Source organism: Agromyces sp. P2_B3 (assembly GCF_056404815.1).
Window position 1 is genome coordinate 159,216 of the sequence record NZ_JBFUDH010000005.1, and the last position, 22,651, is coordinate 181,866.

General features: G+C 70.9%; 21 protein-coding genes. 14 read left to right on the top strand and 7 right to left on the bottom strand.

Going from position 1 to position 22,651, the window contains the following annotated elements:
- Positions 1-20 precede the first annotated feature (20 nt).
- Positions 21-1,379: an ABC transporter substrate-binding protein gene (locus AC1DZA_RS10370; RefSeq protein ID WP_476772688.1), complete on the bottom strand. Its 1,359-nt coding sequence runs from the start codon at positions 1,377-1,379 to the stop codon at positions 21-23.
- Positions 1,380-1,641: 262 nt separating this feature from the next.
- On the opposite strand from AC1DZA_RS10370, the gene AC1DZA_RS10375 reads away from it, so the two are divergent.
- Positions 1,642-2,664: a LacI family DNA-binding transcriptional regulator gene (locus AC1DZA_RS10375; protein WP_476761800.1), complete on the top strand. Its 1,023-nt coding sequence runs from the start codon at positions 1,642-1,644 to the stop codon at positions 2,662-2,664.
- A gap of 46 nt (positions 2,665-2,710) precedes the next feature.
- Here AC1DZA_RS10375 and AC1DZA_RS10380 read toward each other — a convergent pair whose 3' ends face one another.
- Both AC1DZA_RS10380 and AC1DZA_RS10385 read right to left on the bottom strand, forming a co-directional pair.
- Positions 2,711-3,961: an MFS transporter gene (locus tag AC1DZA_RS10380; RefSeq protein ID WP_476772689.1), complete on the bottom strand. Its 1,251-nt coding sequence runs from the start codon at positions 3,959-3,961 to the stop codon at positions 2,711-2,713.
- A complete protein-coding gene (locus AC1DZA_RS10385; RefSeq protein ID WP_476772690.1) occupies positions 3,958-4,419 on the bottom strand; it encodes a MarR family winged helix-turn-helix transcriptional regulator in 462 nt (153 codons plus the stop codon). The genes AC1DZA_RS10380 and AC1DZA_RS10385 overlap by 4 nt, the downstream gene beginning before the upstream one ends.
- 264 nt (positions 4,420-4,683) lie before the next feature.
- Between AC1DZA_RS10385 and AC1DZA_RS10390 the strand changes: the two genes are divergently transcribed.
- The 6 genes from AC1DZA_RS10390 (at position 4,684) to AC1DZA_RS10415 (ending at position 11,946) form a co-directional block, all read left to right on the top strand.
- On the top strand, positions 4,684-5,613 hold the full coding sequence (locus AC1DZA_RS10390; RefSeq protein ID WP_476761803.1) for a carbohydrate ABC transporter permease: 930 nt from the start codon (positions 4,684-4,686) through the stop codon (positions 5,611-5,613).
- Between the two features lie 151 nt (positions 5,614-5,764).
- Positions 5,765-6,535: a carbohydrate ABC transporter permease gene (locus AC1DZA_RS10395; RefSeq protein WP_396133143.1), complete on the top strand. Its 771-nt coding sequence runs from the start codon at positions 5,765-5,767 to the stop codon at positions 6,533-6,535.
- 107 nt (positions 6,536-6,642) lie between these two features.
- Complete coding sequence (locus tag AC1DZA_RS10400; RefSeq protein ID WP_476772691.1) at positions 6,643-7,980, top strand: ABC transporter substrate-binding protein; 1,338 nt, start codon at positions 6,643-6,645, stop codon at positions 7,978-7,980.
- Between the two features lie 169 nt (positions 7,981-8,149).
- Positions 8,150-10,072, top strand: a complete 1,923-nt coding sequence (locus tag AC1DZA_RS10405) for a DUF6807 family protein (RefSeq protein ID WP_476772692.1) — start codon at positions 8,150-8,152, stop codon at positions 10,070-10,072.
- 8 nt (positions 10,073-10,080) lie between these two features.
- Positions 10,081-11,202, top strand: coding sequence for a Gfo/Idh/MocA family protein (locus AC1DZA_RS10410; RefSeq protein WP_476772693.1), 1,122 nt, complete (start codon positions 10,081-10,083; stop codon positions 11,200-11,202).
- A 123-nt stretch (positions 11,203-11,325) separates the two neighbouring features.
- Complete coding sequence (locus tag AC1DZA_RS10415; RefSeq protein ID WP_476772694.1) at positions 11,326-11,946, top strand: peptidoglycan-binding domain-containing protein; 621 nt, start codon at positions 11,326-11,328, stop codon at positions 11,944-11,946.
- Positions 11,947-12,055: 109 nt separating this feature from the next.
- On the opposite strand, the gene rplL is transcribed toward AC1DZA_RS10415, so the two are convergent.
- Together rplL and rplJ are read right to left on the bottom strand one after the other, a co-directional pair.
- Positions 12,056-12,445: a 50S ribosomal protein L7/L12 gene (gene rplL, locus AC1DZA_RS10420; protein ID WP_159603822.1), complete on the bottom strand. Its 390-nt coding sequence runs from the start codon at positions 12,443-12,445 to the stop codon at positions 12,056-12,058.
- A gap of 49 nt (positions 12,446-12,494) precedes the next feature.
- On the bottom strand, positions 12,495-13,010 hold the full coding sequence (rplJ, locus tag AC1DZA_RS10425) for a 50S ribosomal protein L10 (RefSeq protein ID WP_130351776.1): 516 nt from the start codon (positions 13,008-13,010) through the stop codon (positions 12,495-12,497).
- Between the two features lie 435 nt (positions 13,011-13,445).
- Here rplJ and AC1DZA_RS10430 point away from each other — a divergent pair, with 435 nt between their 5' ends.
- The 6 genes from AC1DZA_RS10430 to AC1DZA_RS10455 all read left to right on the top strand — a co-directional run bounded on the left by AC1DZA_RS10430 (position 13,446) and on the right by AC1DZA_RS10455 (position 18,554).
- On the top strand, positions 13,446-14,807 hold the full coding sequence (locus AC1DZA_RS10430) for a S8 family serine peptidase (RefSeq protein ID WP_476772695.1): 1,362 nt from the start codon (positions 13,446-13,448) through the stop codon (positions 14,805-14,807).
- A 30-nt stretch (positions 14,808-14,837) separates the two neighbouring features.
- On the top strand, positions 14,838-15,077 hold the full coding sequence (locus AC1DZA_RS10435; protein ID WP_476762674.1) for a hypothetical protein: 240 nt from the start codon (positions 14,838-14,840) through the stop codon (positions 15,075-15,077).
- 64 nt (positions 15,078-15,141) lie between these two features.
- Positions 15,142-15,531 carry a RidA family protein gene (locus AC1DZA_RS10440; protein WP_309974359.1) on the top strand — a complete coding sequence of 130 codons (390 nt, stop codon included), beginning with the start codon at positions 15,142-15,144 and terminating at the stop codon, positions 15,529-15,531.
- Positions 15,532-15,707: 176 nt separating this feature from the next.
- The gene (locus AC1DZA_RS10445) at positions 15,708-17,420 is read left to right on the top strand and encodes an MDR family MFS transporter (RefSeq protein ID WP_476772733.1); all 1,713 of its coding nucleotides are present in this window, start codon (positions 15,708-15,710) and stop codon (positions 17,418-17,420) included.
- Position 17,421: 1 nt separating this feature from the next.
- Positions 17,422-17,874: a MarR family winged helix-turn-helix transcriptional regulator gene (locus AC1DZA_RS10450; RefSeq protein WP_476772696.1), complete on the top strand. Its 453-nt coding sequence runs from the start codon at positions 17,422-17,424 to the stop codon at positions 17,872-17,874.
- Positions 17,875-18,005: 131 nt separating this feature from the next.
- Positions 18,006-18,554 (top strand): MarR family winged helix-turn-helix transcriptional regulator, encoded by a 549-nt coding sequence (locus AC1DZA_RS10455; RefSeq protein WP_476763974.1) that lies wholly within the window; start codon positions 18,006-18,008, stop codon positions 18,552-18,554.
- Here the strand turns inward: AC1DZA_RS10455 and AC1DZA_RS10460 are convergent.
- Positions 18,537-20,162, bottom strand: coding sequence for a sensor histidine kinase (locus AC1DZA_RS10460; protein WP_476772697.1), 1,626 nt, complete (start codon positions 20,160-20,162; stop codon positions 18,537-18,539). The genes AC1DZA_RS10455 and AC1DZA_RS10460 overlap by 18 nt on opposite strands.
- Positions 20,159-20,902, bottom strand: coding sequence for a response regulator transcription factor (locus AC1DZA_RS10465; protein ID WP_309974369.1), 744 nt, complete (start codon positions 20,900-20,902; stop codon positions 20,159-20,161). Before AC1DZA_RS10465 ends, AC1DZA_RS10460 begins: the two co-directional genes overlap by 4 nt.
- Positions 20,903-21,100: 198 nt before the next feature.
- Here AC1DZA_RS10465 and AC1DZA_RS10470 point away from each other — a divergent pair, with 198 nt between their 5' ends.
- Positions 21,101-22,621: an ABC transporter permease gene (locus AC1DZA_RS10470; protein ID WP_476772698.1), complete on the top strand. Its 1,521-nt coding sequence runs from the start codon at positions 21,101-21,103 to the stop codon at positions 22,619-22,621.
- Positions 22,622-22,651 lie beyond the last annotated feature (30 nt).

The window sequence follows — 22,651 nt, forward strand, 5'->3', positions numbered from 1 at the left end:
CGGGCGCGACGCGCGGACGATCAGCTGGACGGCCAGGTCGACTCGATGGTGTCGAGCACCTGCTGGGTGCTGTCGCCACCGACCCAGGCCACGATGCCCTTCCAGAAGGAGTCGGCGCCGACGGCACCGGGCATCAGGTCGGACCCGTCGAACCGGAACGTCGTCTCGGGGTCCTGGAGGATCTCGATGGACTGCACCAGCAGCTCGCTCGACGCGTTCTCGGGGTCGACGCCCTTGTTCGCGCTGATGACGCCGCCGAGGCTGACGCGGTTGTTCGCCCAGGTGTCGCTCGAGAGGTAGGCGCGGAACGCCTCGACCTCGTCGGCCTCGCGGAAGGCCACGACGATCTCGCCACCGCCGGTGACCGACAGCGGGTCGTCGGCGTTGGCCGGCGGGAGCAGGAAGCCGAACACGTCGCCGTCGGAGGCGACCTTCACCTCGTCACCGCCCTCGGGGTTCCAGAAGGTCTCGTAGAACGAGGCCTGGTGGTGCAGCGAGCACTCGCCGTCGAGGATGGGGAGGCCCGCCGTCTGGAACGCCTCGGTGACCTGCGTGGACACGTCGCCGATGCCGCCGTTGACCATGTCCTCGCTCTTCAGGTACTGCCCGACCGCGTCGAACGCGTCGGCGACCTGCGGGTCGTTGAAGGGGATCTCGTGGGTCACCCACTGGTCGTAGGCGTCGGCGCCGTTGAGGCGCAGCATGTAGTCCTCGACCCAGTCGGTGCCCGGCCAGCCGGTGGCCTCACCGGACTCGAGTCCCACGCACCACGGCTTGTGGTCGCCGTCGGCCGCGATCTGGTCGGAGAGGTCCTTGAGCTCGTCGAGCGTCTTCGGGATCTCGTAGCCCTTCTCCTTGAACTCCGCCGGCGAATACCAGACGTAGCCCTTGATGCTGGCCATGAGGGGCGCCCCGTAGAAGGTGTCTTCGTACGTGCCGTACGCCTTCCAGTCGGGCGACCAGAACTCGTCGGCGTTGGCCTCCACTTCCTCGGATGCCGGGATGAGCCAGCCGCCCGCCGCGAGGCGGTTCATCAGGCCGGGCTGCGGCACGAAGCCGACGTCGGGGGCGTTGCCACCCTCGGCGAGCACCGCGATCTGGGCCTCGAACTCGCTCGAGCCCTGGTACTCCACGGAGATGCCGGTGCAGGTCTCGAAGTCGGCCCACGACTCGTTCAGCCGGTCGGCCTCGAGGTCGAGGATGGTGCCGGCGGCCGTCACCTCTGCGCCGTCGAAGGTGCCGTACTGCTCGTAGGGCCCGCAGTCGACGTCCGCCGCGGACTCCTCGGCGGCGTCTCCCGTACAGCCCGTCAGCGCGAGCGCGACCGCGGCAGCGCCCACGACGGGGGCCAGCCAACGGCTATGCCGTGTGGATCTCATGTCTTCTCCTCGTTGAGTGTGGTGCAGGCGAAGCCGGAACCGGTTCCAGCCTCCACGGTAGGACAACCCGCGATTCCTGACAACCCGCGAGAGGTCACGGTTCGGACACCGATCCCACATTGCGCTGGATGTTAGGGGAGAGCGCTCCCACCACGCGGGCTCGCGCCGGTCCGGGGGCGTCGGCGCATTCAGGAAACGGTTCCACATTGGCGAGCCCGGACACTACACTCGCAACGAAGCAGCCCGACGGAGGGAGGCGCGGATGGCCGCCATCGGCGATGTCGCGCGTCTCGCGGGGGTCTCGAAAGCCACCGCGTCGCGGGCCCTGTCGGGCCGCGGCTACGTGGCCGACCAGACCCGGCTCCGAGTCGAGGCCGCGGCCGCCGAGATCGGCTACATCGCCTCCCCCGACGCCGCGAGCCTCGTCACCGGGCGCACCAAGAACGTCGGCGTGATCATTCCCTTCGTCAACCGCTGGTTCTTCGGCGAGGTGCTCGAGGGCATCGAGCGCGCCCTGCTCGGCGCGGGCTACGACCTCACGCTCTACAACCTCTCGGACTGGGGCCCGGGCCGCGACCGGGTCTTCGACTTCTTCCTTGCCCGCAAGCGCGTGGACGCGGTGATCGCGGTCGGCGTCGACCTCGATGAGCGCGAGGTCGCGTCGCTCGACCGGCGGGAGAAGGCGCTCGTGTGCCTCGGCGGCAGCGGCGGCGCCGCCGCGCGGCTCTCGGTCGACGATCACGCCGTCGGGCAGCTCGCCACGGAGCACCTCCTGCACCTGGGGCACACGCGCATCGCGCATCTCGCCGGCCTCGGCGCCGAGAGCCGGCCCGCGAGCGTGCAGGGCCAGCGGCGCCAGGGCTTCCTCGACGCCATGTCCGCCGCGGGCGTCCCGTCGGCCGAGCCCGCGCACCTCCTCGAGGCCGACATGAGCATGCCCGGCGGCTACACCGGCGCACTGCAGCTCCTCGGCCATCCCGGCCGACGCCCGACCGCCGTGTTCGCGGCATCCGACGAGATGGCCTTCGGCGCCATCCGCGCCGCGGAACGGCTCGGCATCGACGTGCCGGGCGACCTCTCGGTGATCGGCGTCGACGGGCACGAGAACGCCGAGATGTTCGAGCTCACCACGATCGAGCAGTACCCGGGCGAGCAGGGCCGGCTGGCCGTCGACGTGGTGCTGCGCCTGCTCGGCGACGACGCCACGGCCGACCCGCTGCCCGACTCGGGTGCGCCGCTGCCGACGCGCCTGGTCGTGCGCGCGACGACGAGCGCTCCCCGCTGACCAGCCCGACGAACCGAGCAACGGCAGCGGATGCCGCGTCGGCGCTTCAGGTCGCGTCGCCGACCGAGATCGCCTCGGCCTCGGCGAGCGCGGGCTCCGGCGCCCCGTCGACCCGCCGCAGCGCGCGATGCCCGACGAGCACCACGAGGAGCGCGACCAGCACCGAACCGGCCGCCGCGAAGTACGGCGCCTCTGGCGAGATGAGGTGCGCGAGCTCGGCCGCCGCGGGCGGCGCGATGGCGCCGCCGAGGAACCGCACGGCCGAGTACGCGCTCGACGCGACGGAGCGATGCAGGTCGGTCGCCTCCATGACGCACTCGGTGAGCACGGTGTTGAGCACGCCGAGCACGAGTCCGCCGGCGACGATGCAGACCACGAGCGCGGTCGGGTCCTCGATCACGAACCCGGCGGCGGCGAGGTCGACCGCGAGGAGCGGCAGGGCGATCCAGAGCACGCGGGTGCGCGGCATCCGTGCGGTGAGGAGCGGCGCGACGAAGACGGAGGTGATCGCGAGCGCGACGCCCCACCCGAAGAACGTGAGGCCCAGCCCGATGGCGTCGAACCCGAGCGGGAACGGCGAGTACGCGAGCAGCACGAAGAAGCCGATGTTGTAGAACAGGGCGGCGCCGGCGAGCACCGCGAGCGCCGGCTGGCGGAGGGCGCGGATGGGGGCGGACAGCCGCGTCGGCACCGGCCGGCTCGCGGCATCCGGCCCGCTCGTGTCGTCCTTCAGGAACACGACGATCGCGATGAAGCCGATCGCCATCAGGGCGGCGGTGCCGAAGAACGGGCCCCGCCAGCTGAGGTTGCCGAGGAATCCGCCGAGGAGCGGCCCGATCGCGATGCCGAGGCCGAGTGCGGCCTCGTAGAGGATGATCGCCGAGCCCGATCCGCCCGCGGCGGCACCGACGATGGTGGCGAGAGCGGTGGAGATGAACAGCGCGTTGCCGAGGCCCCAGCCGGCGCGGAAGCCGATGATCGACTCGACGTTCTGCGAGAGCCCCGCGGCCGCCGCGAAGACGACGATGATGCCGAGGCCGATGAGCAGCGTCCGCTTCGCGCCGATGCGACTCGAGATGTAGCTGGTGCCGAGCATGGCGACGCCCGTGACCAGCAGGTAGCTCGTGAAGAGCAGCTCAGTCTGCGTTGGCGTGGCCTCGAGGCTCTCGGCGATCGCCGGGAGGATCGGGTCGACGAGGCCGATGCCCATGAAGGCGATGACGCACGAGAAGGCGACGGCCCAGACGGCCTTCGGCTGCTTGAGAATCGACCCGGATGCCGCGTGGCCGGCGCTCACGCGACCACTCCCGTCGAGGCGGCGTCGCGGGCCCGCTCGAGTCGAGCGCGGACGATCTCGACCGCCGCTGCCAGCGTGGCGAGCTCGTCGGGGCCGAGGTCCGCGAAGGTGGGGGTGAGTGCGGCCGCCAGCTCCTCGCGCCACCCGGCGAGGGCGGCGAGGCCGCGGGGGTCGGCCGAGATCAGCCACGCACGCGCATCGCTGACGTCGGCGATGCGGCGGATCCAGCCGCGCTCGTCGAGCGTGTGCACGAGCTTCGTCATGGTCGGCTGCGACACGCGGCTGACCCGGGCGAGCTCGCCCAGGCGCATCGGGCCGAGGTCGCGGAGCACGCTGAGGGTGCGCCAGACGGCCGGCGACTCGGTGCTGCCGGTGACGGATGCCGCGAGCCTCGTGATGCGGTGGTTCACCGAGACGAGGTCGCCGAGGACGGTGGGAAGGTCTGCTGGCGTGGTCACCCGACCATTTTACATAGCTTGCCTATCTACTGGCTCGAACTCGCTGGGAGATTTCAGAAAGCCCTTTCTCGGAAGTTCGCGCCAATGGCACGAATCCGCCGAATTGCCTCTTGCCAAGGCGCACGATCGTGGGATAGAAACGTCTCCAGCACCTGAGATAGCGCTTTCTCAGCGGTGATCAACGACGATGACTGGAGACCACGTGTTCCCGACGACACGACGAGGCCGCCCTCTGCGGGCCGCCGCCCGAACGCGAGGCCATCGATGAGCGCCCTCGGCGAACTGCGGCGCATCAAGGGCACCTCGGCGCCGAAGTCCCGCAAGCAGAACAAGGCGGCCTTCCTCTTCCTCCTGCCGTGGTTCATCGGGCTCGCGCTCATCACCGTCGGGCCGATGGTGGCGTCGTTCGCCCTCTCGTTCACCAGGTACAACCTGCTGAGCCCGCCCCGCTTCATCGGCGTCGACAACTACGTGCGGATGTTCGAGGACGAGCGGCTCCACACGGCCCTCTCCGTCACGTTCCAGTACGTGTTCATCTCGGTCCCGCTGCAGCTCGGCCTCGCGCTGGCGCTCGCGATCGTGCTCGACCGCGGGCTCCGCGGCCTCGCGCTCTACCGGTCGGCGTTCTACCTGCCGTCGCTGCTCGGCGCGAGCGTCGCGATCGCGATCCTGTGGCGCCAGCTCTTCGGCGTCGACGGCCTCTTCAACGTGGTGCTCGGCTGGTTCGGCATCGAGGGACAGGGCTGGATCTCCAACCCCGAGACCGCCCTCGGCACGCTCATGATCCTCAACGTCTGGACGTTCGGCGCGCCGATGGTGATCTTCCTCGCCGGGCTCAGGCAGATCCCCGTCATGTACTACGAGGCGGCATCCGTCGACGGCGCCAACCGCTGGCAGCAGTTCCGGCACATCACGCTGCCCATGCTCACGCCGATCATCTTCTTCAACCTCATCCTGCAGCTCATCGGGGCGTTCCAGTCATTCACCCAGGCGTTCGTCGTCTCGGGCGGAACGGGCGGTCCGGTGGACTCGACGCTGTTCTACACGCTGTACCTCTACCAGCAGGGGTTCGCGAACCTCAACATGGGGTACGCCTCGGCCATGGCCTGGCTGCTCCTGGTGATCGTCGCCGCGCTCACCGCCATCAACTTCTGGGCCTCGAAGTATTGGGTGTTCTACGATGACCAAGACTGACCCCTCGACCGACCTCGCGCCGCTGACCGAATCGGTCGTCACCGGACTCCCGCCCGAGCGGATCCGCGAGCAGCGCCGCCGCCGCAGCCCGTTCCGCAAGCCGGTCACGAGCATCCTGCGCCACGTGTTCCTCATCGCGGCGGCCGTGCTGATGCTCTACCCCGTGATCTGGATGGTGGTCAGCTCGTTCCGGCCGACCGACCTGATCTTCCGCGAGGCGGGCCTCGTCTTCGACAGCTTCGAGATCTCGAACTACGTCGACGGATGGAACGCGCTGACGTACCCGTTCAACGTGTACCTGCTGAACTCGGGGCTCGTGGTCATCGGCTCGATCGTCGGCAACCTCGTCTCGTGCTCCCTCGCGGCCTACGCGTTCGCGCGGCTCGAGTTCACGGGCAAGCGGTTCTGGTTCGCGATCATGCTGCTGAGCATCATGCTCCCGATTCACGTGATCATCGTGCCGCAGTACGTGCTGTTCTCCCAGCTCGGGTGGGTCAACACGTTCCTGCCGCTCATCGTGCCGAAGCTGCTCGCGACCGATGCGTTCTTCATCTTCCTGATGGTGCAGTTCATCCGCGGCATCCCGCGTGAACTCGACGAGGCCGCGCGCATCGACGGGGCGGGGCATCCGCGCATCTTCCTGCAGATCATCCTGCCGCTCATGGTGCCCGCCCTCGCGACGACCACGATCTTCACGTTCATCTGGACCTGGAACGACTTCTTCAGCCAGCTCATCTTCCTGACCAAGCCGGCGCTCTACACCGTGCCGCTCGCCCTCAACGCGTTCCAGGACGCGCAGAGCTCGACCGACTTCGGCGAGCTGTTCGCGATGAGCGTCGTGTCGCTCATCCCCATCTTCCTGATCTTCCTCTTCGGCCAGCGATTCCTGATCAAGGGCATCGCCACGACGGGGATCAAGTGATCGGCCAGGCCGATCCGACGCGGGCGCGCACGGTCGCGCGCCGGCCCACCGCACCACCGGCTCCACCCACTCCCCTGCACCACACCACACCACGGAAGGACACCACCATGCGAGGCACCACACGACGCCGCATGGGCGTCGTCACGGCCATCGGCGCAGCGACGATGCTCGCGCTCACGGCCTGCGCCGGCAACCCCGCCGCCCCCGCCGACGAGGCGCCGAAGCTCGAGCTCTCGGACGAACCCGTGACGCTCTCGTTCACCTGGTGGGGCAACGACACCCGTCACGCGATCACGCAGGAGCTCATCGCCGCGTTCGAGGCGGAGCACCCGAACATCACCATCGAGCCCCAGTACACCGACTGGGCGGGCTACTGGGACAAGCTCTCCACCTCGGTGGCGGCCGGCGACATCCCCGACATCATCCAGATGGACGAGAAGCAGCTGTCGACGTACGCGTCCAACGGCGTGCTCATGGACCTCGGCGGCCTCTCCTCAGTGCTCTCCACCGAGGACTACCCCGAGGCCGTGCTCGGCACCGGCGCGCTCGACGGCACCCAGTACGGCGTGCCCGTCGGCATCAACTCGTACACGATCATCGCCAACCAGGACGTGCTCGACCAGTACGGCATCGACCTGCCCGACGACGAGACCTGGACGTGGGACGACTTCGTCGCCACCGCCCAGGAGGTCGCCGAGGCGAGCGGCGGCGCGGTCGCGGGCACCCAGTCGTGGGGCTTCGAGGACGGCGGCCTGAACAACTGGCTGCGCCAGCACGACAGCGCGCTCTACGACGCCGACGGCGAGATCGCCGCGAGCGAGGAGGACCTCGCGGGCTGGTGGGAGTTCCTGCTCGACGCGACGAAGGACGGCGCCACGCCCGAACCGTCGGCGACGATCGAGCGCGAGTCCGGCGGCCTCGCCGAGTCGTTCACCGCGACGAACCAGTCGGCGTTCGGCCCGTGGTGGTCGAACCAGGTGCAGGCGCTCCGCGACGCGAGCGGCCAGGATCTCGTGGCCCTGCGCGTGCCCACGAGCAAGGGCGCATCCGACGGCTGGGCGTACTACAAGCCGTCGATGTTCTGGTCGGCGTCGTCGAAGACCGAGCACCCGGCCGAGGTCGCCACGTTCCTCGACTTCCTGTCGAACAGCGAGGAGGCCGCCGACCTGCTGCTCGCAGAGCGCGGCGTGCCCGCCAACGAGAAGATCCGCGACTACATCACGCCGAAGCTCGACGAGGTCAACCAGACCGTCGTCGGCTTCCTGGACGACCTCGCACCGCAGGTCGGCGACGCACCGGCGGCCACGCCCCCGGGCGGCGGCATGATCGAGGCGATCATCGACCAGCACACCCAGCAGGTGCTCTTCGGCGAGATGACTCCCGAAGAGGCCGCGGCGAGCTTCCTCGCCGAGCTGCAGCGGGCGCTCGACGACGCCGCCGTGTAGTCCGCGAGCGAGTTCCCAAGCCGACGGATCCTCCCGGACCGTCACCCGAGCGGCTGCCGCGTCTGCCTGCGCGGCAGCCGCTCATCTCCCCGTCGACCCGCGTCGGCATCGCCTTCCCCGCCGCACGCGGCGTAGCGTCATCCCAAGCCCCTTCCCGATGGAGGTCCCAGTGCCCAACCCGCCCCGGCAGGTCACGATCGCCCAGGTCGCCGAGTACGCCGGCGTCTCGCAGGCGTCGGTGTCACGGGTGCTGAACCGCAACCAGAAGGTCGACCCGGCCATCTCGGCCAAGGTGCGCGACGCGATCGAGAAGCTCAACTACTCGCCGAGCCAGATGGCGCGCAACCTCGTGCGCGGCCGCAGCAACACCGTCGCCCTCGTCGTGCCCGACCTCGAGAACCCCATGTTCCAGGGCGTGCTCAAGGGGCTCGCCCGCGAGGCGGCGCTCGACGGCTACCGGGTGCTCGTCGCCGACACTGCCGAGCGCGTCGCCGACGAGGAGGACATCGCCGTCGAGGCCCGCTCCCGGTGCGACGCGCTCGTGCTCGTCTCGCCGCGCATGCCGGCCGAGCGGCTCGAGGCCCTGCTCGCCCGATCCGGCCCCATCGTGGTCGTGAACCGCCCGGTCGCGAGCGATCCGGCGGCAGAGCTCTCGGTCGACTACGAACACGCGACACGCACCCTCGGCGAGCACCTGGTCGCACTCGGCCACACCCGTATCGCCTACCTCGCCGGGCCGCCGCAGGCCTATGCCGACGGGCTCCGCCGGCACGGGCTCGCCGAGCTCGTCGCCCGCCACGAGCGCGTCGAGGTGTTCGACCTCGCGGCCGGCTCACAGGTCGAGGACGGCTACCGCGCCGCCGAGGACGTGCTCTCGTCGAGCGCGACCGCCGTGATCGCCTTCAACGACCTCGTCGCCCTCGGCCTCCTCGCCCGGCTCCGCGAGCTCGGCGTCGACGTGCCAGGTGAGATCTCGGTGGCGGGCATCGACGACATCCCGCTCGCGCGGTTCTCCGCTCCGGCGCTCACCACCATGTCGGTGCCGCGCCTCGAGCTCGGCGCCCAGTCGTGGCGGCGCCTGCGCGATGCCATGGCCGGCTCGCCGGCGACGCATCCGCTCTCCTACCGGGCGATCCTCGAAGCGCGCGGGAGCACGGGACCCGCGCCCGAGGCGTCGGGCTGGCTGTCGCCCGGCCGTCCGGTGCTGCGCATCGGCGACCGGGTGGTGGCCCGCTACGAGGAGGGCACGAGCATCGACTCGGTGCTCTCCCCGCGGCCCTACCTGCACCCCGTCGAGACGCTCGGCGGCGTTCGCGTGACCGACAGCCACCCCACCGACCACCTGCACCACTTCGGCATCGGCGTGGCCCTACCCGATGTCAACGGCACCTCGTACTGGGGCGGTCGCACCTACGTGCAGGACGTGGGCTCGGTCATGCTCGAGAACCAGGGCGCGCAGCGACGCGACGCGCTCACGGTCGACGACGACGTGCTGGTCGAGCGGCTCACCTGGATCGACGAACGCGAGGTGGCGCAGCTCAGCGAGGTGCGCGTGCTCACGGGGCGTCCGGCCCGTGTCGGCGAACGCGACGCCTGGACGCTCGGCTGGCGCAGCACGCTCGCCGCGAACTTCGGCGCGCTCACGCTGGGCTCCCCCGCGACGAACGGCCGCGAGGGCGCAGGCTACGGCGGCCTGTTCTGGCGGTTCCCCCGGTGGGACGCCACGGTGATCACCCGCGACGGCGAGGGCGAACGCATCGCGCACGGCTCCACGTCGCCCTGGCTCGCCGTCGTCGACGCCGGACGCCGTGTCACGGTGCTGCTCGCGCAGCCCGAGGGGCGGCCCGCGCTGCCGTGGTTCGCGCGGGTCGACGAGTACCTGGGCATCGGCCCCGCCGTGGCGTGGGACGAGGTCGTCTCGGTGCCCGAGGGCGGCCGGCTCGAGCTCGGCATCGACGCCCTGCTCATCGATCGCGCGATCACGGATGCCGCAGAGCTCGAGCTGCTGGCCTCGACGCTCGGCGCCGTGGTGAACACGCCGGTCTCCGGCCTCGAGACGGGGCTCGTCGCCAACCCGGCCCGGCACTCGTGATCGGCCGGATGCCGCGCATCGGCCTCGCGGGCGTGCACGGCCACGGCGCCAGCCACGTGCGCGCGGCGCGGGAGCTCGAACGCGAAGGACGCGCGGTGCTCGCCGCGGTGGCCGACCACCGACCACCGGGGCCCGACCTCGACGGCGTCACGGCGTACCGCGAGGCGAGCGACATGATCGCCGCGGAGGGACTCGACATCGTGGTCCTGTGCACGCCGATGCACACCCACCTCCCCCTCGCCGAGCAGGCGCTGCTGCACGGCGCGCACGTGCTGCTCGAGAAGCCGCCGACCCCGACGCTCGACGAGTTCCATCGTCTGCTCGCCGCGAGCGAGGCGACAGGGCGGGCGGTGCAGCTCGGCTTCCAGAGCCTCGGCTCGGCCGCCGTTCCGGTGATGCGCGACCTCATCGCTGCCGGGGCCATCGGCGATCCGGTGCGCTACGGCGCCCTCGCGACCTGGGTGCGGAACGTCGACTACTGGCGGCGGGCACCATGGGCCGGGCGCAGCACGCTCGACGGGGTGCCGGTGGTCGACGGCGCCGTCACGAATCCCCTCGCGCACGCGGTGGCCACGGGCCTCGCGGTCGCCGGGGCCACGCGCGAGGAGGACGTCGCCGCCGTGCGGCTCGACTTCTACCGGGCGAACGACATCGAGGTCGACGACACCTCGTCGCTCGTCGTCGACCTCGCCGGCGGCGCGACCCTCGCCGGCGCCCTCAGCCTCACCGCGCCACGGCGCAGCGAGCCGTGCATCATCGTCGAGGGCACGGCCGGGCGCCTCGTGCTCTGGTACACGCTCGACGTCATCCAGCTCGTCGAGCCCGGCTCCGACGTGCCCGTGACGAGCATCCATCCCCGCACGGGGCTCCTCGCGAACCTCGTCGACCACGTCGTCGACGGCACCCCGCTGCTCGTGCCGGCGGCATCCACCGGCGCGTTCATGCGCGTGCTGGAAGCGGTGCGGGAGAACGGCCCGCCCGCCCGAATCGCCGCGCGGCACCTGGAGCGCGTCACCGACGACGAGGGCACGCACCTCGTGGTGCAGGAGCTCGAGCGCTGGAGCGCCCGCGTCGTCGCCGAGGGCCGCACGTTCGCCGAGATCGGCGCGCCGTGGAGCCGTGTCGGCTGAGGTTGACCCGCGCCTCAGGGACAGCACGGTGGTCGTCTCATGGTCGGCGTCGTAGCGTCCCCAACGGGCGACCTGCGGTACCGATCCGGACCGCGTACGGCCCCACCGATGAAGGAGGGCACCATGACCACCGAGACCGCTGCCGCCTCAGGCGCGGCGATCAGCGCCGCCGACGGGATCACGCTGCAGAGGGTCGCCCGCGCGGGCGGCTACACGGGTCCGAACGACGGCATCCCGGGGCCGAACACCTGGAAGGCCCTGCAGCAGACCGGCAAGGGATACGGGTACGCCGGCAGCATCGACGGCTCGCCCGGGCCCGACACGTACCGGGGCGTCCAGCGGCTCGCCGCCCAGGGCGGCTACACGGGCCCCATCGACGGCGTCATGGGACCCGGGTCGTGGAAGGGCGTGCAGACCGTGCTCACGGGCTTCGGCTATGCCGGCCCGATCGACGGCGTTCCCGGAACCGACACCTGGCGGGCGCTCCAGGTGCTCGCCCGCATCGGCGGGTACTTCGGCCCGTACGACGGCGCCCTCGGGCCGAACTCCTGGAAGGGCGTGCAGGTCGTCCTCACGGGCGCCGGGTACACCGGCCCCATCGACGGCGTCGCCGGGCCGAACACCTGGAAGGCGCTGCAGCGCATCGCGCAGCGCGGCGGGTACGCGGGGCCGATCGACGGCGTCCCGGGCCCGAACACGTACGCCGGGCTGGCCGCGCTCCTCGTCCGCAGCGAGCACGACTGACCTGCACGAACGACGGATGCCCCGTGGCTCGCGATGAGCCACGGGGCATCCGTGTGTTCAGGTGACGCGGGTCACCTCAAGCGGGAAGCGCTCGAGCGAGCGCGACCACTTACTTGAGGGTGACGGTCGCGCCGGCCTCCTCGAGGGCGGCCTTCGCCTTGTCGGCGGTCTCCTTGTTCGCGCCCTCGAGCACGGCCTTGGGAGCACCGTCGACGACGGCCTTGGCCTCGCCGAGGCCGAGCGAGGTGAGCTCGCGGACGACCTTGATGACCTGGATCTTCTTCTCGCCGGCAGCCTCGAGGACGACGTCGAAGGAGTCCTTCTCCTCGACCTCTTCAGCAGCAGCGCCGCCGCCAGCGGCAGCGGGGCCGGCAACGGCGACCGGAGCGGCCGCGGTGACCTCGAAGGTCTCCTCGAACGCCTTGACGAACTCCGAGAGCTCGATGAGGGTCAGGCCCTTGAACTGCTCGAGCAGCTCTTCAGTGGACAGCTTCGCCATGATTTTTCTCCTTAGATTCTTGGTTACTCACCGCTTGAGAGGCTCGCGCCTACGCAGCGGACTCCTGCTTCTCACGCAGCGCGTCGACCGTGCGAACGGCCTTCGACAGCGGTGCGTTGAACAGATATGCGGCTCCGAACAGCGAGGCCTTGAAGGCACCGGCGAGCTTCGCCAGCAGCACTTCACGGGACTCGAGGTCGGCGAGCTTGCCTACCTCTTCGGCGGTCAGGGGCTTGCCATCGAAATAGCCGCCCTTGACCACGAGGAGGGGGTTCGCCTTGGCGAAGTCACGCAGGGCCTTCGCGACGGCGACCGGGTCACCGTGCACGAATGCGATCGCGGAGGGACCGGCGAGCTCGTCGTCGAACGACGAGATGCCGGCGTTGTTCGCCGCGATCTTGGTCAGCGTGTTCTTCACCACGGCGTAGCTCGCGTCCTCACTGATGGACTTGCGCAGCGTCTTGAGCTGCGCAACAGTGAGGCCGCGGTATTCGGTCAGCAGAACGGCGGTCGAGCTCTCGAACAGGTTCGTGAGTTCGGCAACCGAGGCTTCCTTGTTCGCCATGGCCACTCCTTGTGAATTCAACGCGCACCGCGGAAGCGGTGCACGGCCTGGGAGCGCTGGAAGCTCAGAGCGTCGAGCAAAAGAAAAGAGCTCCGGCGCAGTTGCGCGGAGCTCGGCCCGAATGAACGGGAAGTCTTCGTCACACCTGCGCGGGCACTTGCTTTCGCAAGACTTCGGTCGACTCGCCCCGTGAATGAACTCGGTGCGCGCACGACAACCAGCGGTCTTCGGCTCCGACAAGAGTAGCGGATGCCGCGGGCGCCGCCAAATCGGCCCGCCCGCGGCATCCGGCACCGACTTCGCGGATGGTGGAGCGGCGGTCAGTGCCGCCCCCGATGTCGGATGCCGGATCGAAGCTGAGACTGTGCGCAGTACGGGCGCTGCACCCCGACCCCGAGGCGCATCCGGCAGCTTCCGCGATCGAAGGAACACATCATGACGACAGAGACCGTCGCCGACCGCGTGCCCGAGGGGCCGACCGGACGACAGATCATCACGTTCGCGCAGGTGGACCCGGCAACCGCGGCTCGGGAGCTGCGGGACGTCGCAGGGCTCGACCTCGCCAACGCCCGCGACGTGGGCGCGTTCGGCACGCTCGAGGAGGTCGCCGGCGACGGCGTCTACCTCGAGGAGCTGAACATCGCGATCGTCGACTCGGTGCCGGATCAGCTGGGCGCCCTCTCACGCGCGGTCGACGACTCGGCGAGCCCCGTGCTCGCCATCGAGCCCGAGGTGTGGGTGCACGCCCTCACCATGGAGGACACCCGCACGTTCGAGGACGTCGAGACCGGCGAGACCACGCAGGACGACGAGGTCGACGCCGCGGAGGTCTACGCCGACACCGCCGCGTACACGTGGGGCCTGAGGGCCGTACGGGCCATCCCGCCGATCCTGCGCACCGCGCCGTGGTCGGGCACCGGCATGCGCGTCGCGATCCTCGACACCGGCATCGACCTGGGGCATCCCGACTTCGCCGGACGCGTGCTGGCGAGCCAGTCGTTCATCCCGGGGCAGCCGGTGCACGACGGCCACTCGCACGGCACGCACTGCGCGGGCACGGCGGCCGGCATCAAGGTGCCGCCGGGCGGACAGCGCCGCTACGGCGTCGCGCACGGCGCCCGCCTGCTCGTGGGCAAGGTGCTGTCGAACTCGGGCAGCGGCACGAGCGGGCAGATCCTCGCGGGCATCAACTGGGCCATCCAGCAGGGTGCGACCGTGATCTCGATGTCGCTCGGCTCCTCGGTGAACGTCGGCCAGGCGCACTTCACGTACTACGAGCAGGCCGCGGTGGCCGCGCTCAACGCCGGGACGCTCATCGTCGCGGCGGCGGGCAACGACGGCTGGGCCCCGGTGAACGCGCCGGCGAACAGCCCCTCGGTGCTGGCCGTGGCCGCGGTCGACCAGACGCTCCAGCGCGCGTCGTTCTCATGCGTGGCGCTGAACGGCGGTGGCGGCGAGGTCAACGTCGCGGCCCCCGGCGTGGCGACGTACTCGACGGTGCCGGTGGAGAAGGGCTCCTACGGCGTGAAGAGCGGCACCAGCATGGCGACCCCGCATGTCGCGGGCATCGCGGCGACCATCGCCCAGAAGACCGGCCTGCGCGGGCGCGAGCTCTGGCGCGAGATCGAGCGCACCGCCCTGGCGCTGCCGCAGTCGGCGCAGCAGGTGGGCGCGGGCCTCGCGGTCGTGCCGACGCGGATGCTGAAGATCGTGGTGCCGACGCCGATCCCGTGGCGCCCGGGCCCGATCATCGATCCCGGCCCCATCCAGCCGCCCATCGACGTCCCGGCGCCGTGAGCGACCGGCGAACTCGGTGGTGAGACGGGGATGACGAAGGAAGGCCGGCGTCGCGTGCACGTCACGCTCGGCGGCGACCCCGAGGCGGCGAGGTCCGTGGAGGACCTCGCCGCCGCGGGCCTCGAGGTCGAGGAGCGCCTCGATGCCATCGGCGTGGTCACCGGCTGGGCCGATGACGAGACCCTCGAGCGGCTGCGCTCGATCGACGGCGTGACGGTGGAGGCGGAACGCGGCGTGCAGCTGCCGCCACCGGACGCACCGGTGCAATAGCGCACGACGGGGTGCCCCGGGTCCCGGTGGGCGCCGTGTCGGAGGCCGGGAGTAGACCGGGGACATGGAGATCACTCACCTGAATCCCGCGTCGTCGTTCCGGAACCCCGCGTTCAGCCAGGGGGTCCTCGTCCGCGGCGCGTCGAACCTGTTGTACGTCGGCGGCCAGAACGCCACGGACTCGTCGGGGGCCATCATCGAGGGCGGCCTCGGGGCGCAGACCGAGCAGGCGCTGAAGAACGTGCTCGCCGTGCTCGCCGAGGCCGGCGCCGACCAGTCCAACGTGGTGCGCCTCGCCGTGTACCTCGTCGACGGCGAGTCGGTCGACGAGGGCTACGCCGCATCCGCGAAGGTCTGGGGCATGAACCCGACCGCTCTCACCGTGCTCATCGTGCCGCGCCTCGGCCGGCCCGACGCGCTCGTCGAGATCGAGGCGGTGGCCGTCCTCGAATGAGCGCGGCGTGGCCGGCGGAGGTCGGCAGCGCCGAAGGCGGCCCGGGGGAATAGTTGACCCACGTCCAAAGTTGACTAAATACAACTACTTATATATAGTTGCTGAATATCAACTTTCAGGCCCCTGCCTCACCAGGCGGAGCGCCTCGCACGACGTAAGGGATCAACGTGACTTCTGTGGCAGACAAGCCGGCGACCGGGGCCGTTCCGGCCGTTCCGGCGCAACGCACCCCCCGCGAGGTGATCATCGCCATCTCGGGCCTCGTCGTGGCGATGTTCGTCGCCGTCATCTCCGGCACGGTCGTCTCGACCTCGATGCCGCTCATCATCGCCGACCTCGGCGGCGACCAGACCGCCTACACCTGGGTCATCACCGCGAGCCTGCTCGCCATGGCCGTCTCGACCCCGATCTGGGGCAAGCTCGCCGACCTGGTGAACCGCAAGGTGCTGCTCATGGCGGCGATCGGCCTGTTCGTCGTCGGCACGGCGATCGCGGGCTTCGCCCAGGACACCACGACCCTCATCGCCGTGCGCGTGATCCAGGGCCTCGGCGCCGGCGGGCTCATGTCGCTCGTCATGATCCTCATCGCGGTCATCATCTCGCCGCGCGAGCGCGGCAAGTACATGGGCTTCGTCGGCGGCATCATGGCCGTCGCGACCATCGGCGGTCCGCTGCTCGGCGGCGTCATCACCGACGCCTGGGGCTGGCGCGCCAACTTCTTCCTTCCGGTGCCGCTCGCGATCATCGCGCTCATCGTCATCTCGCGCACGCTGCACCTGCCGGCCATGCCGAAGCGCGCGGTGAAGATCGACTACCTCGGCATCGTGCTGCTCGCCGTGGGCGTCTCGCTGCTGCTCGTCTGGGTGTCACTCGGCGGCAGCGAGTTCGAGTGGGACTCGATGACCAGCTACGTGATGATCGGCGTCTCCGCCGCCGCCATCATCGGCTTCATCATCACCGAGTTCTTCGTGCCCGAGCCCATCGTGCCGATGACGCTCTTCAAGAACCGCACCTTCACGCTCGCCGTGATCGCCTCGGTCGCGATCGGCGTCTCCATGTTCGCGACCAGCGTCTTCCTGGCCCAGTACTTCCAGCTCGCCCGCGGCGCGACCCCCACGGAGTCGGGGCTCATGACGATCCCGATGATCGTCGGCCAGATGGGCGCCTCGATCCTCATCGGCGCACTCATCAGCAAGTTCGGCAAGTGGAAGCGCTTCATGCTCCTCGGGTCGCTGCTCGTCGTCGCCGGCAGCTACCTCATGACGACGCTCAGCTACGACACCGACTACCTCTGGGTCAGCGTCTACATGATCGTCCTCGGCGCGGGCCTCGGCATGGTCATGCAGAACCTCACACTCGTCGTGCAGAACGACACGCCCGCCTCGCAGCTGGGTGCGGCGAGCTCGAACGTGAACTTCTTCCGCACGATCGCCGGCACCATCGGCGTGACGATCATGGGCTCGATCCTGGCCACCCAGGTCACCACGCACATCACGTCGGGCCTGAAGGGCTACACCCCCACCTCGCCCGAAGACGTCGAAGCCCTGAAGGGCCTCGCCGGCGGCGGCATCCCGCACGTCTCCGAGCTGCCCGACGGCATCCGCGTCATCATCGAGAGCGCGTACGGCAACGGCATCGCCGATGTCTTCTGGGTCGCCGTGCCGCTCGCGGTGCTGAGCGTCCTCGCGATCGCGTTCCTGCCCAACAAGGCGCTCTCGACGAAGACCTCGGCCGAGCAGCTGAAGGAGGAGCTCGAGCAGGTCGCGATCGACCTGGCCGAGGCCGAGATCGGGTCGCCCGTCACGTCGTCCATCCAGATGGTCGAGGAGGACGCCGAGGCCGAGCGTGCCGCGAAGGCTGCGAAGACCTCCTCCGAGTCCGCCCGCTGACATGACGCTCGCGATCGAGGTTCCCGACCGTACCGACGAGGCCATCGCCGACGTCGAGGAGCAGTTGAGCATGCTGTTCGGCCGCATCCGCACGGTCTGGAAGGAGTCGGCCGAGCAGGTGCATCCCGACCTGCAGCCGGCCGGCTACAAGCTCATCTCCGCGATCACCCGGCTGGGCACGACCAACGCGCACGTGCTGGCCGAGATGTTCGAGATGGACAAGTCCGTCGTGAGCCGCCAGATCCGCATGCTCGAGGAGCTCGGGCTCGTCGAGACGCGTCCCGACGAGACCGACGGCCGCGTGCGCGTGCTCGTCGCCACCCGGAACGCGCTCGACGCGCTGCAGGGCGTGCGCGACCGCAACCAGCAGCGGCTGCGCGCTGTGCTCGCCGGCCACCCCGAGGCGGAGCTGCGGAGCTTCGCGAGCCTGCTGCGGAGCCTCGGCGACGCCTGACATCCCTCGCCCGATCGCCCCTCGAACGCGACGAAGGCCCGCCCTCCTCCCGGAGTGCGGGCCTTCGCTCGTCCACGGAGGATGTCCGCCCCGTCGCGACAGGCGCCCTCGACCCGAATAGGATCACCCGCATGACCGACACCGCCTCGAGTGCCGCCCGCACGGCCACCGACGACGAGATCGCGTCGGTCGAGGAGCAGCTCCGCCGACTCTTCGGCCGGGTGCGGCTCGTCTGGAAGGAGGCGGCCGCCGCGGTGCACCCCGACCTCCAGCCCGTCGGTTACAAGATCCTGTCGGCGCTCGTGCGCCGCGGGCGCATGCACGCCGGCGCGATCGCCGAGGTCTTCGAGATCGACAAGAGCGTCGTGAGCCGCCAGGTGAAGCACCTCGAGTCGCTCGGGCTGGCCCGGGTCGTCGCCGACCCCGACGACGGACGAGCGCGTTTCATCGAGGCGACGGACGAGGCGATCGCGAGCGTCGAGCAGAAGGGCTCGCGGATGCAACAGCGGCTCTACGCGCGGCTGCGCACGTGGTCGGGCGACGACGTCGAGACACTCGCCACCCTCCTCGGGCGGCTCGGCAGCGAAGTGGTGGAGGACGGCGCGGAACCGGAGGGCGCCGAGTCCGACGCGACCGACCGTGAACCCGAGGCGGGCTCGGGCTCAGCGACCGGCGACTGACCGCTCCGCCGCGTCCACCCCGTCGGCCTGGTCCGCCGGCACGCGGCCGCGCCCGTCGTCGGCCGACGCCGGCTCCTCGGCTGACGCGGCGGGCAACCGCACGGTGAACCGCGTGGCGCCGGGCTCGCTCGAGACCGACACCTCGCCGTGGTGGGCGCCGACCACGGCCTGCACGATCGCCAGCCCGAGCCCCGTGCTGCCGGCTCGGCGGGACCGCGACGAGTCACCCCTCACGAACCGTTCGAAGAGCGAGTCGACGAGCTCGGGCGGGATGCCGGGTCCGTCGTCCTCGACGGTGAGCACCACGTCGGAACCGTCACGGGCAAGCGAGGCGACCACGCTTGTGCCGTCGGGCGTGTGCACCCGGGCGTTGGCGAGCAGGTTCGTGACGACCTGTCGCAGGCGCGGCTCGTCGCCGACGACGACGGTCGCGGCATCCGGCAGTCGCACCTCCCAGTCGTGGTCGGGCCCCGCGGCCTGCGCGTCGCCGACCGCCTCGACCACGACGCGGCCGAGGTCGACGGGCCGGGCTGCGAGCTCGCGGCCCTCGTCGAGCCGCGCGAGCAGCAGCAGGTCCTCGACGAGCTCGGTCATGCGCACCGACTCGGACTCGATGCGTCCGATCGCGTGCGTCACGTCGGGCGGCAGCTCGCCGCCGTGCAGGCGCGTCAGCTCCGCGTAGCCGCGGATCGAGGCGAGCGGCGTGCGAAGTTCGTGGCTCGCGTCGGCGACGAAGCGGCGCACCTTCTGCTCGCTCTGCTCGCGCGCCGAGAGGGCGGATGCCACGTGCCCGAGCATGCGGTTGAACGCGGTGCCGAGCCGGCCGACCTCGGTGCCCTCGTCGTCGACCCTGACACGCTCGGCGAGTGCGACGTCGCCGCGGTCGAGCGGCAGGTTGGACACGCGCTGGGCGGTCGCGGTGACCTGGGCGAGGGGGCTGAGCGCCCGGCGGATCACGGACGAGCCGATGACGAGGGCGATCACGAGGCCGACGATGGCGACGATGGCGATGGTGAGCGCCAGCTGCATCGTCGAGGCGTTGACTTCGGCGAGCGGCAGGGCGAGGACGACGGCGACCTCGCCCCACTCCTCCTGCGTGTGGGCGATGGCCCGGTACTCGCCGAACCGGGGCACGTCGACGGTGTGCGGCTCGCCATCGGGCGGCACCGCGCCGAGCGCGTCGGCGATGTTCGGCGGCAGGTCGAGCACGCGGCCGCGCTCGGTGATGTATCCGGCCCGCGTCGTGCCGTCGTCGGTGACGAGTGCGGCGAGCGTGCCGGCCTCCTGACCCGGGATGTTCAGCACGAGGCCGGGCGCCTCGTCGGGGTCGCCGGGGAATCCGGGCGGCTGGCCCGCGATGGCGACGTTGGCCCGGGAGCTCGCCGAGGCCAGGTTCGCATCGAGGCGCGCGACCGACGACTCGTGGAACACGGCCACGCTCACCACGCCGACGACGGCGCTCACGGCCACCAGCAGGCCGGCGACGATGACGAGGAGCCGCCGGTGCAGCGTCCAGGTGAAGCGACGGCGCGGGGCATCCGTCGTCTCGTGGATCGCCGCCTCCTCACGCGACGCGGCGGCGTGCCCGGGGTCGCCGGGCCTGGTCATCCGACGGCCTTGAGCATGTACCCGGCGCCACGGACCGTGTGGATCATCGGCTCGCGGCCGGCGTCGATCTTCTTGCGCAGGTAGGAGATGTAGAGCTCGACGACCGACTCCTTGCCGCCGAAGTCGTACGACCACACGCGGTCGAGGATCTGCGCCTTCGAGAGCACCCGGCGGGGGTTGCGCATGAGGAAGCGCAGCAGCTCGAACTCGGTGGCGGTGAGCTCGATGGGCGTGCCGGCGCGGGCGACCTCGTAGGAGTCCTCATCGAGGGTGAGGTCGCCGACGGTGAGCACGGGGTCCTTCGCCTGCGCGAGGGTGAGGGTCGAGCGCCGGATGAGTCCGCGCAGGCGCGCGACCACCTCCTCGAGGCTGAACGGCTTGGTGACGTAGTCGTCGCCGCCGGCGGTGAGCCCGGCGATTCGGTCGTCGAGGGAGTCCTTCGCGGTGAGGAAGAGCACGGGCGTCTCGGTGCCGTCGGCGCGCACGCGCTGCAGCACCTCGAGCCCGTCGATGTCGGGGAGCATGATGTCGAGCACGATGGCGTCGGGACGGAACTCGCGCGCGACCTTCACGGCGCTGAACCCGTCGGCGGCGGTGCGCACGTCCCAGCCCTCGTAGCGCAGGGCCATCTTCAGGAGCTCGGTCAGGGAGTGCTCGTCGTCGACGACGAGCACTCGCACCATCGAGCCGTCGCCCTTCGTGATCGGGGCGCGGTGCTGGGCGGTCGGCGCAGTGCTCATGTCTCCAGTATCCGCTTCGGCCTATGCGTTCCCTATGACGCAGATGAGCGGATGCCGCAGCTCGGCGCCGACCCCCGCGACGCCGCCGACGCATAGGCGATTCATCGTGGGGCCAGTGACCCCGCATAGCCCGGCTGCCTAGCGTCGCGATCGGCGTCCTGCCCGGGCGGCCTCCCCCACGACCTCAGAGGAGACCCCATGTTCTTCACCTCCCTCCGGCGCGAGCTCGCCGGGCGGCGCAGGCAGACCGCGATCGTCGCGATCGGCATGGCGCTCGCGATCGCGCTCGTCATCATCGTGAACTCCGTGGCGTCGGGAGTGCGCGATGCGCAGGCGTCGGTGCTGCAGTCCGTCTACGGCGTCGGCACCGATCTCACCGTGTCGCAGGAGCCCACTCCGCCCGCCGAGGGCGAGGCGGGCGCCGGCCCCGGGCGCTTCGAGTTCGGCGCCGACGACGGCACCGCGTCCGGCGATTCCACCGAGGTCAGCCAGTCGCGGCTCACCGCCGGCTTCGGCTCGACCACCTTCGACGCGTCGGCGCTGGAGACGGCGACCGAGGTCGACGGCGTGGCCGCGGCATCCGCTGCCCTGTCGTTGACGAACATGACCTTCTCGGGTGAGATGCCGCAGTTCGCGACCCGCGACGAGGGCACGCTGCCCGCCGACGGCGGAGGCGACGACGCGACCGCCCAGCAGCCGCCGACCGGGGGCTTCGACGGGGCCGGCGGCAGTGCGTTCGACGTGGACAGCTTCACGGTGCTCGGCATCGACCCCGCGGCCGCCGCGGTCGGCCCGCTGTCGTCGGTGGAACTCGCCGACGGGCGCGGGCTCGAGGCGGCCGACGCCGGACAGCCCGTGGCCGTGCTCGACGCGTCGTACGCCACGAGCGCCGACCTCGCGGTGGGCGACACCATCGACGTGGGCGGTACGGAGTTCGAGATCCTCGGCACCGTGACGTCCACGTCGGCGGATGCCGCGACCGCGTCGAACGTGTACATCCCGCTCGACCTGGCCCAGTCGCTCTCGGGCCTCGACGGTCAGGTCAGCGACGTCTACGTGCAGGCGGAATCGTCCGACCGCATCGCCGACGTGCAGGCCGACCTCGAGGAGGCGCTCCCCGACTCGACCGTGTCGACGCAGGCCGACCTCGCCGCCTCGGTGTCGGGCTCGCTGGCGACCGCGTCGACCCTCGTCTCGAACCTCGGGCTGTGGCTCTCGCTCGCCGTGCTCGTCGCCGCGTTCCTCATCGCGATCCTCTTCACGATCCAGGGCGTGGCCCGGCGCACCCGCGAGTTCGGCACGCTGAAGGCCATCGGCTGGTCGAACCACCGTGTCGTCGGGCAGGTGGCCGGCGAGTCGCTCGTGCAGGGCCTCATCGGCGGGGCGGCCGGCCTCGTGCTCGGCCTCGCCGGCATCTGGGTGATCAACCTCATCGCCCCGACGCTCGGCGGGAGCGCCACCACGGGTGCCCTGCCCGGCGGCGGTGCCCTGACGGCCGGCGGGGCCGGTGGCGGACCGAGCGCTGCCGGACCCTTCGGCGACCGACTGGCGGATGCCGCGGGCTCCACGACGGAGGTCGTGCTGAACGCGCCCGTGACCATCTCGGTGATCGCGATCGCCATCGGCCTCGCCGTGCTCGGCGGACTCCTGGCCGGCGCGATCGGCGGCTGGCGCGCGTCGCGCCTCCGACCCGCCGAGGCCCTGCGCAGCGTCGCCTGAGCCCGCCCCGCTCGGCGCGCCCCCACCACC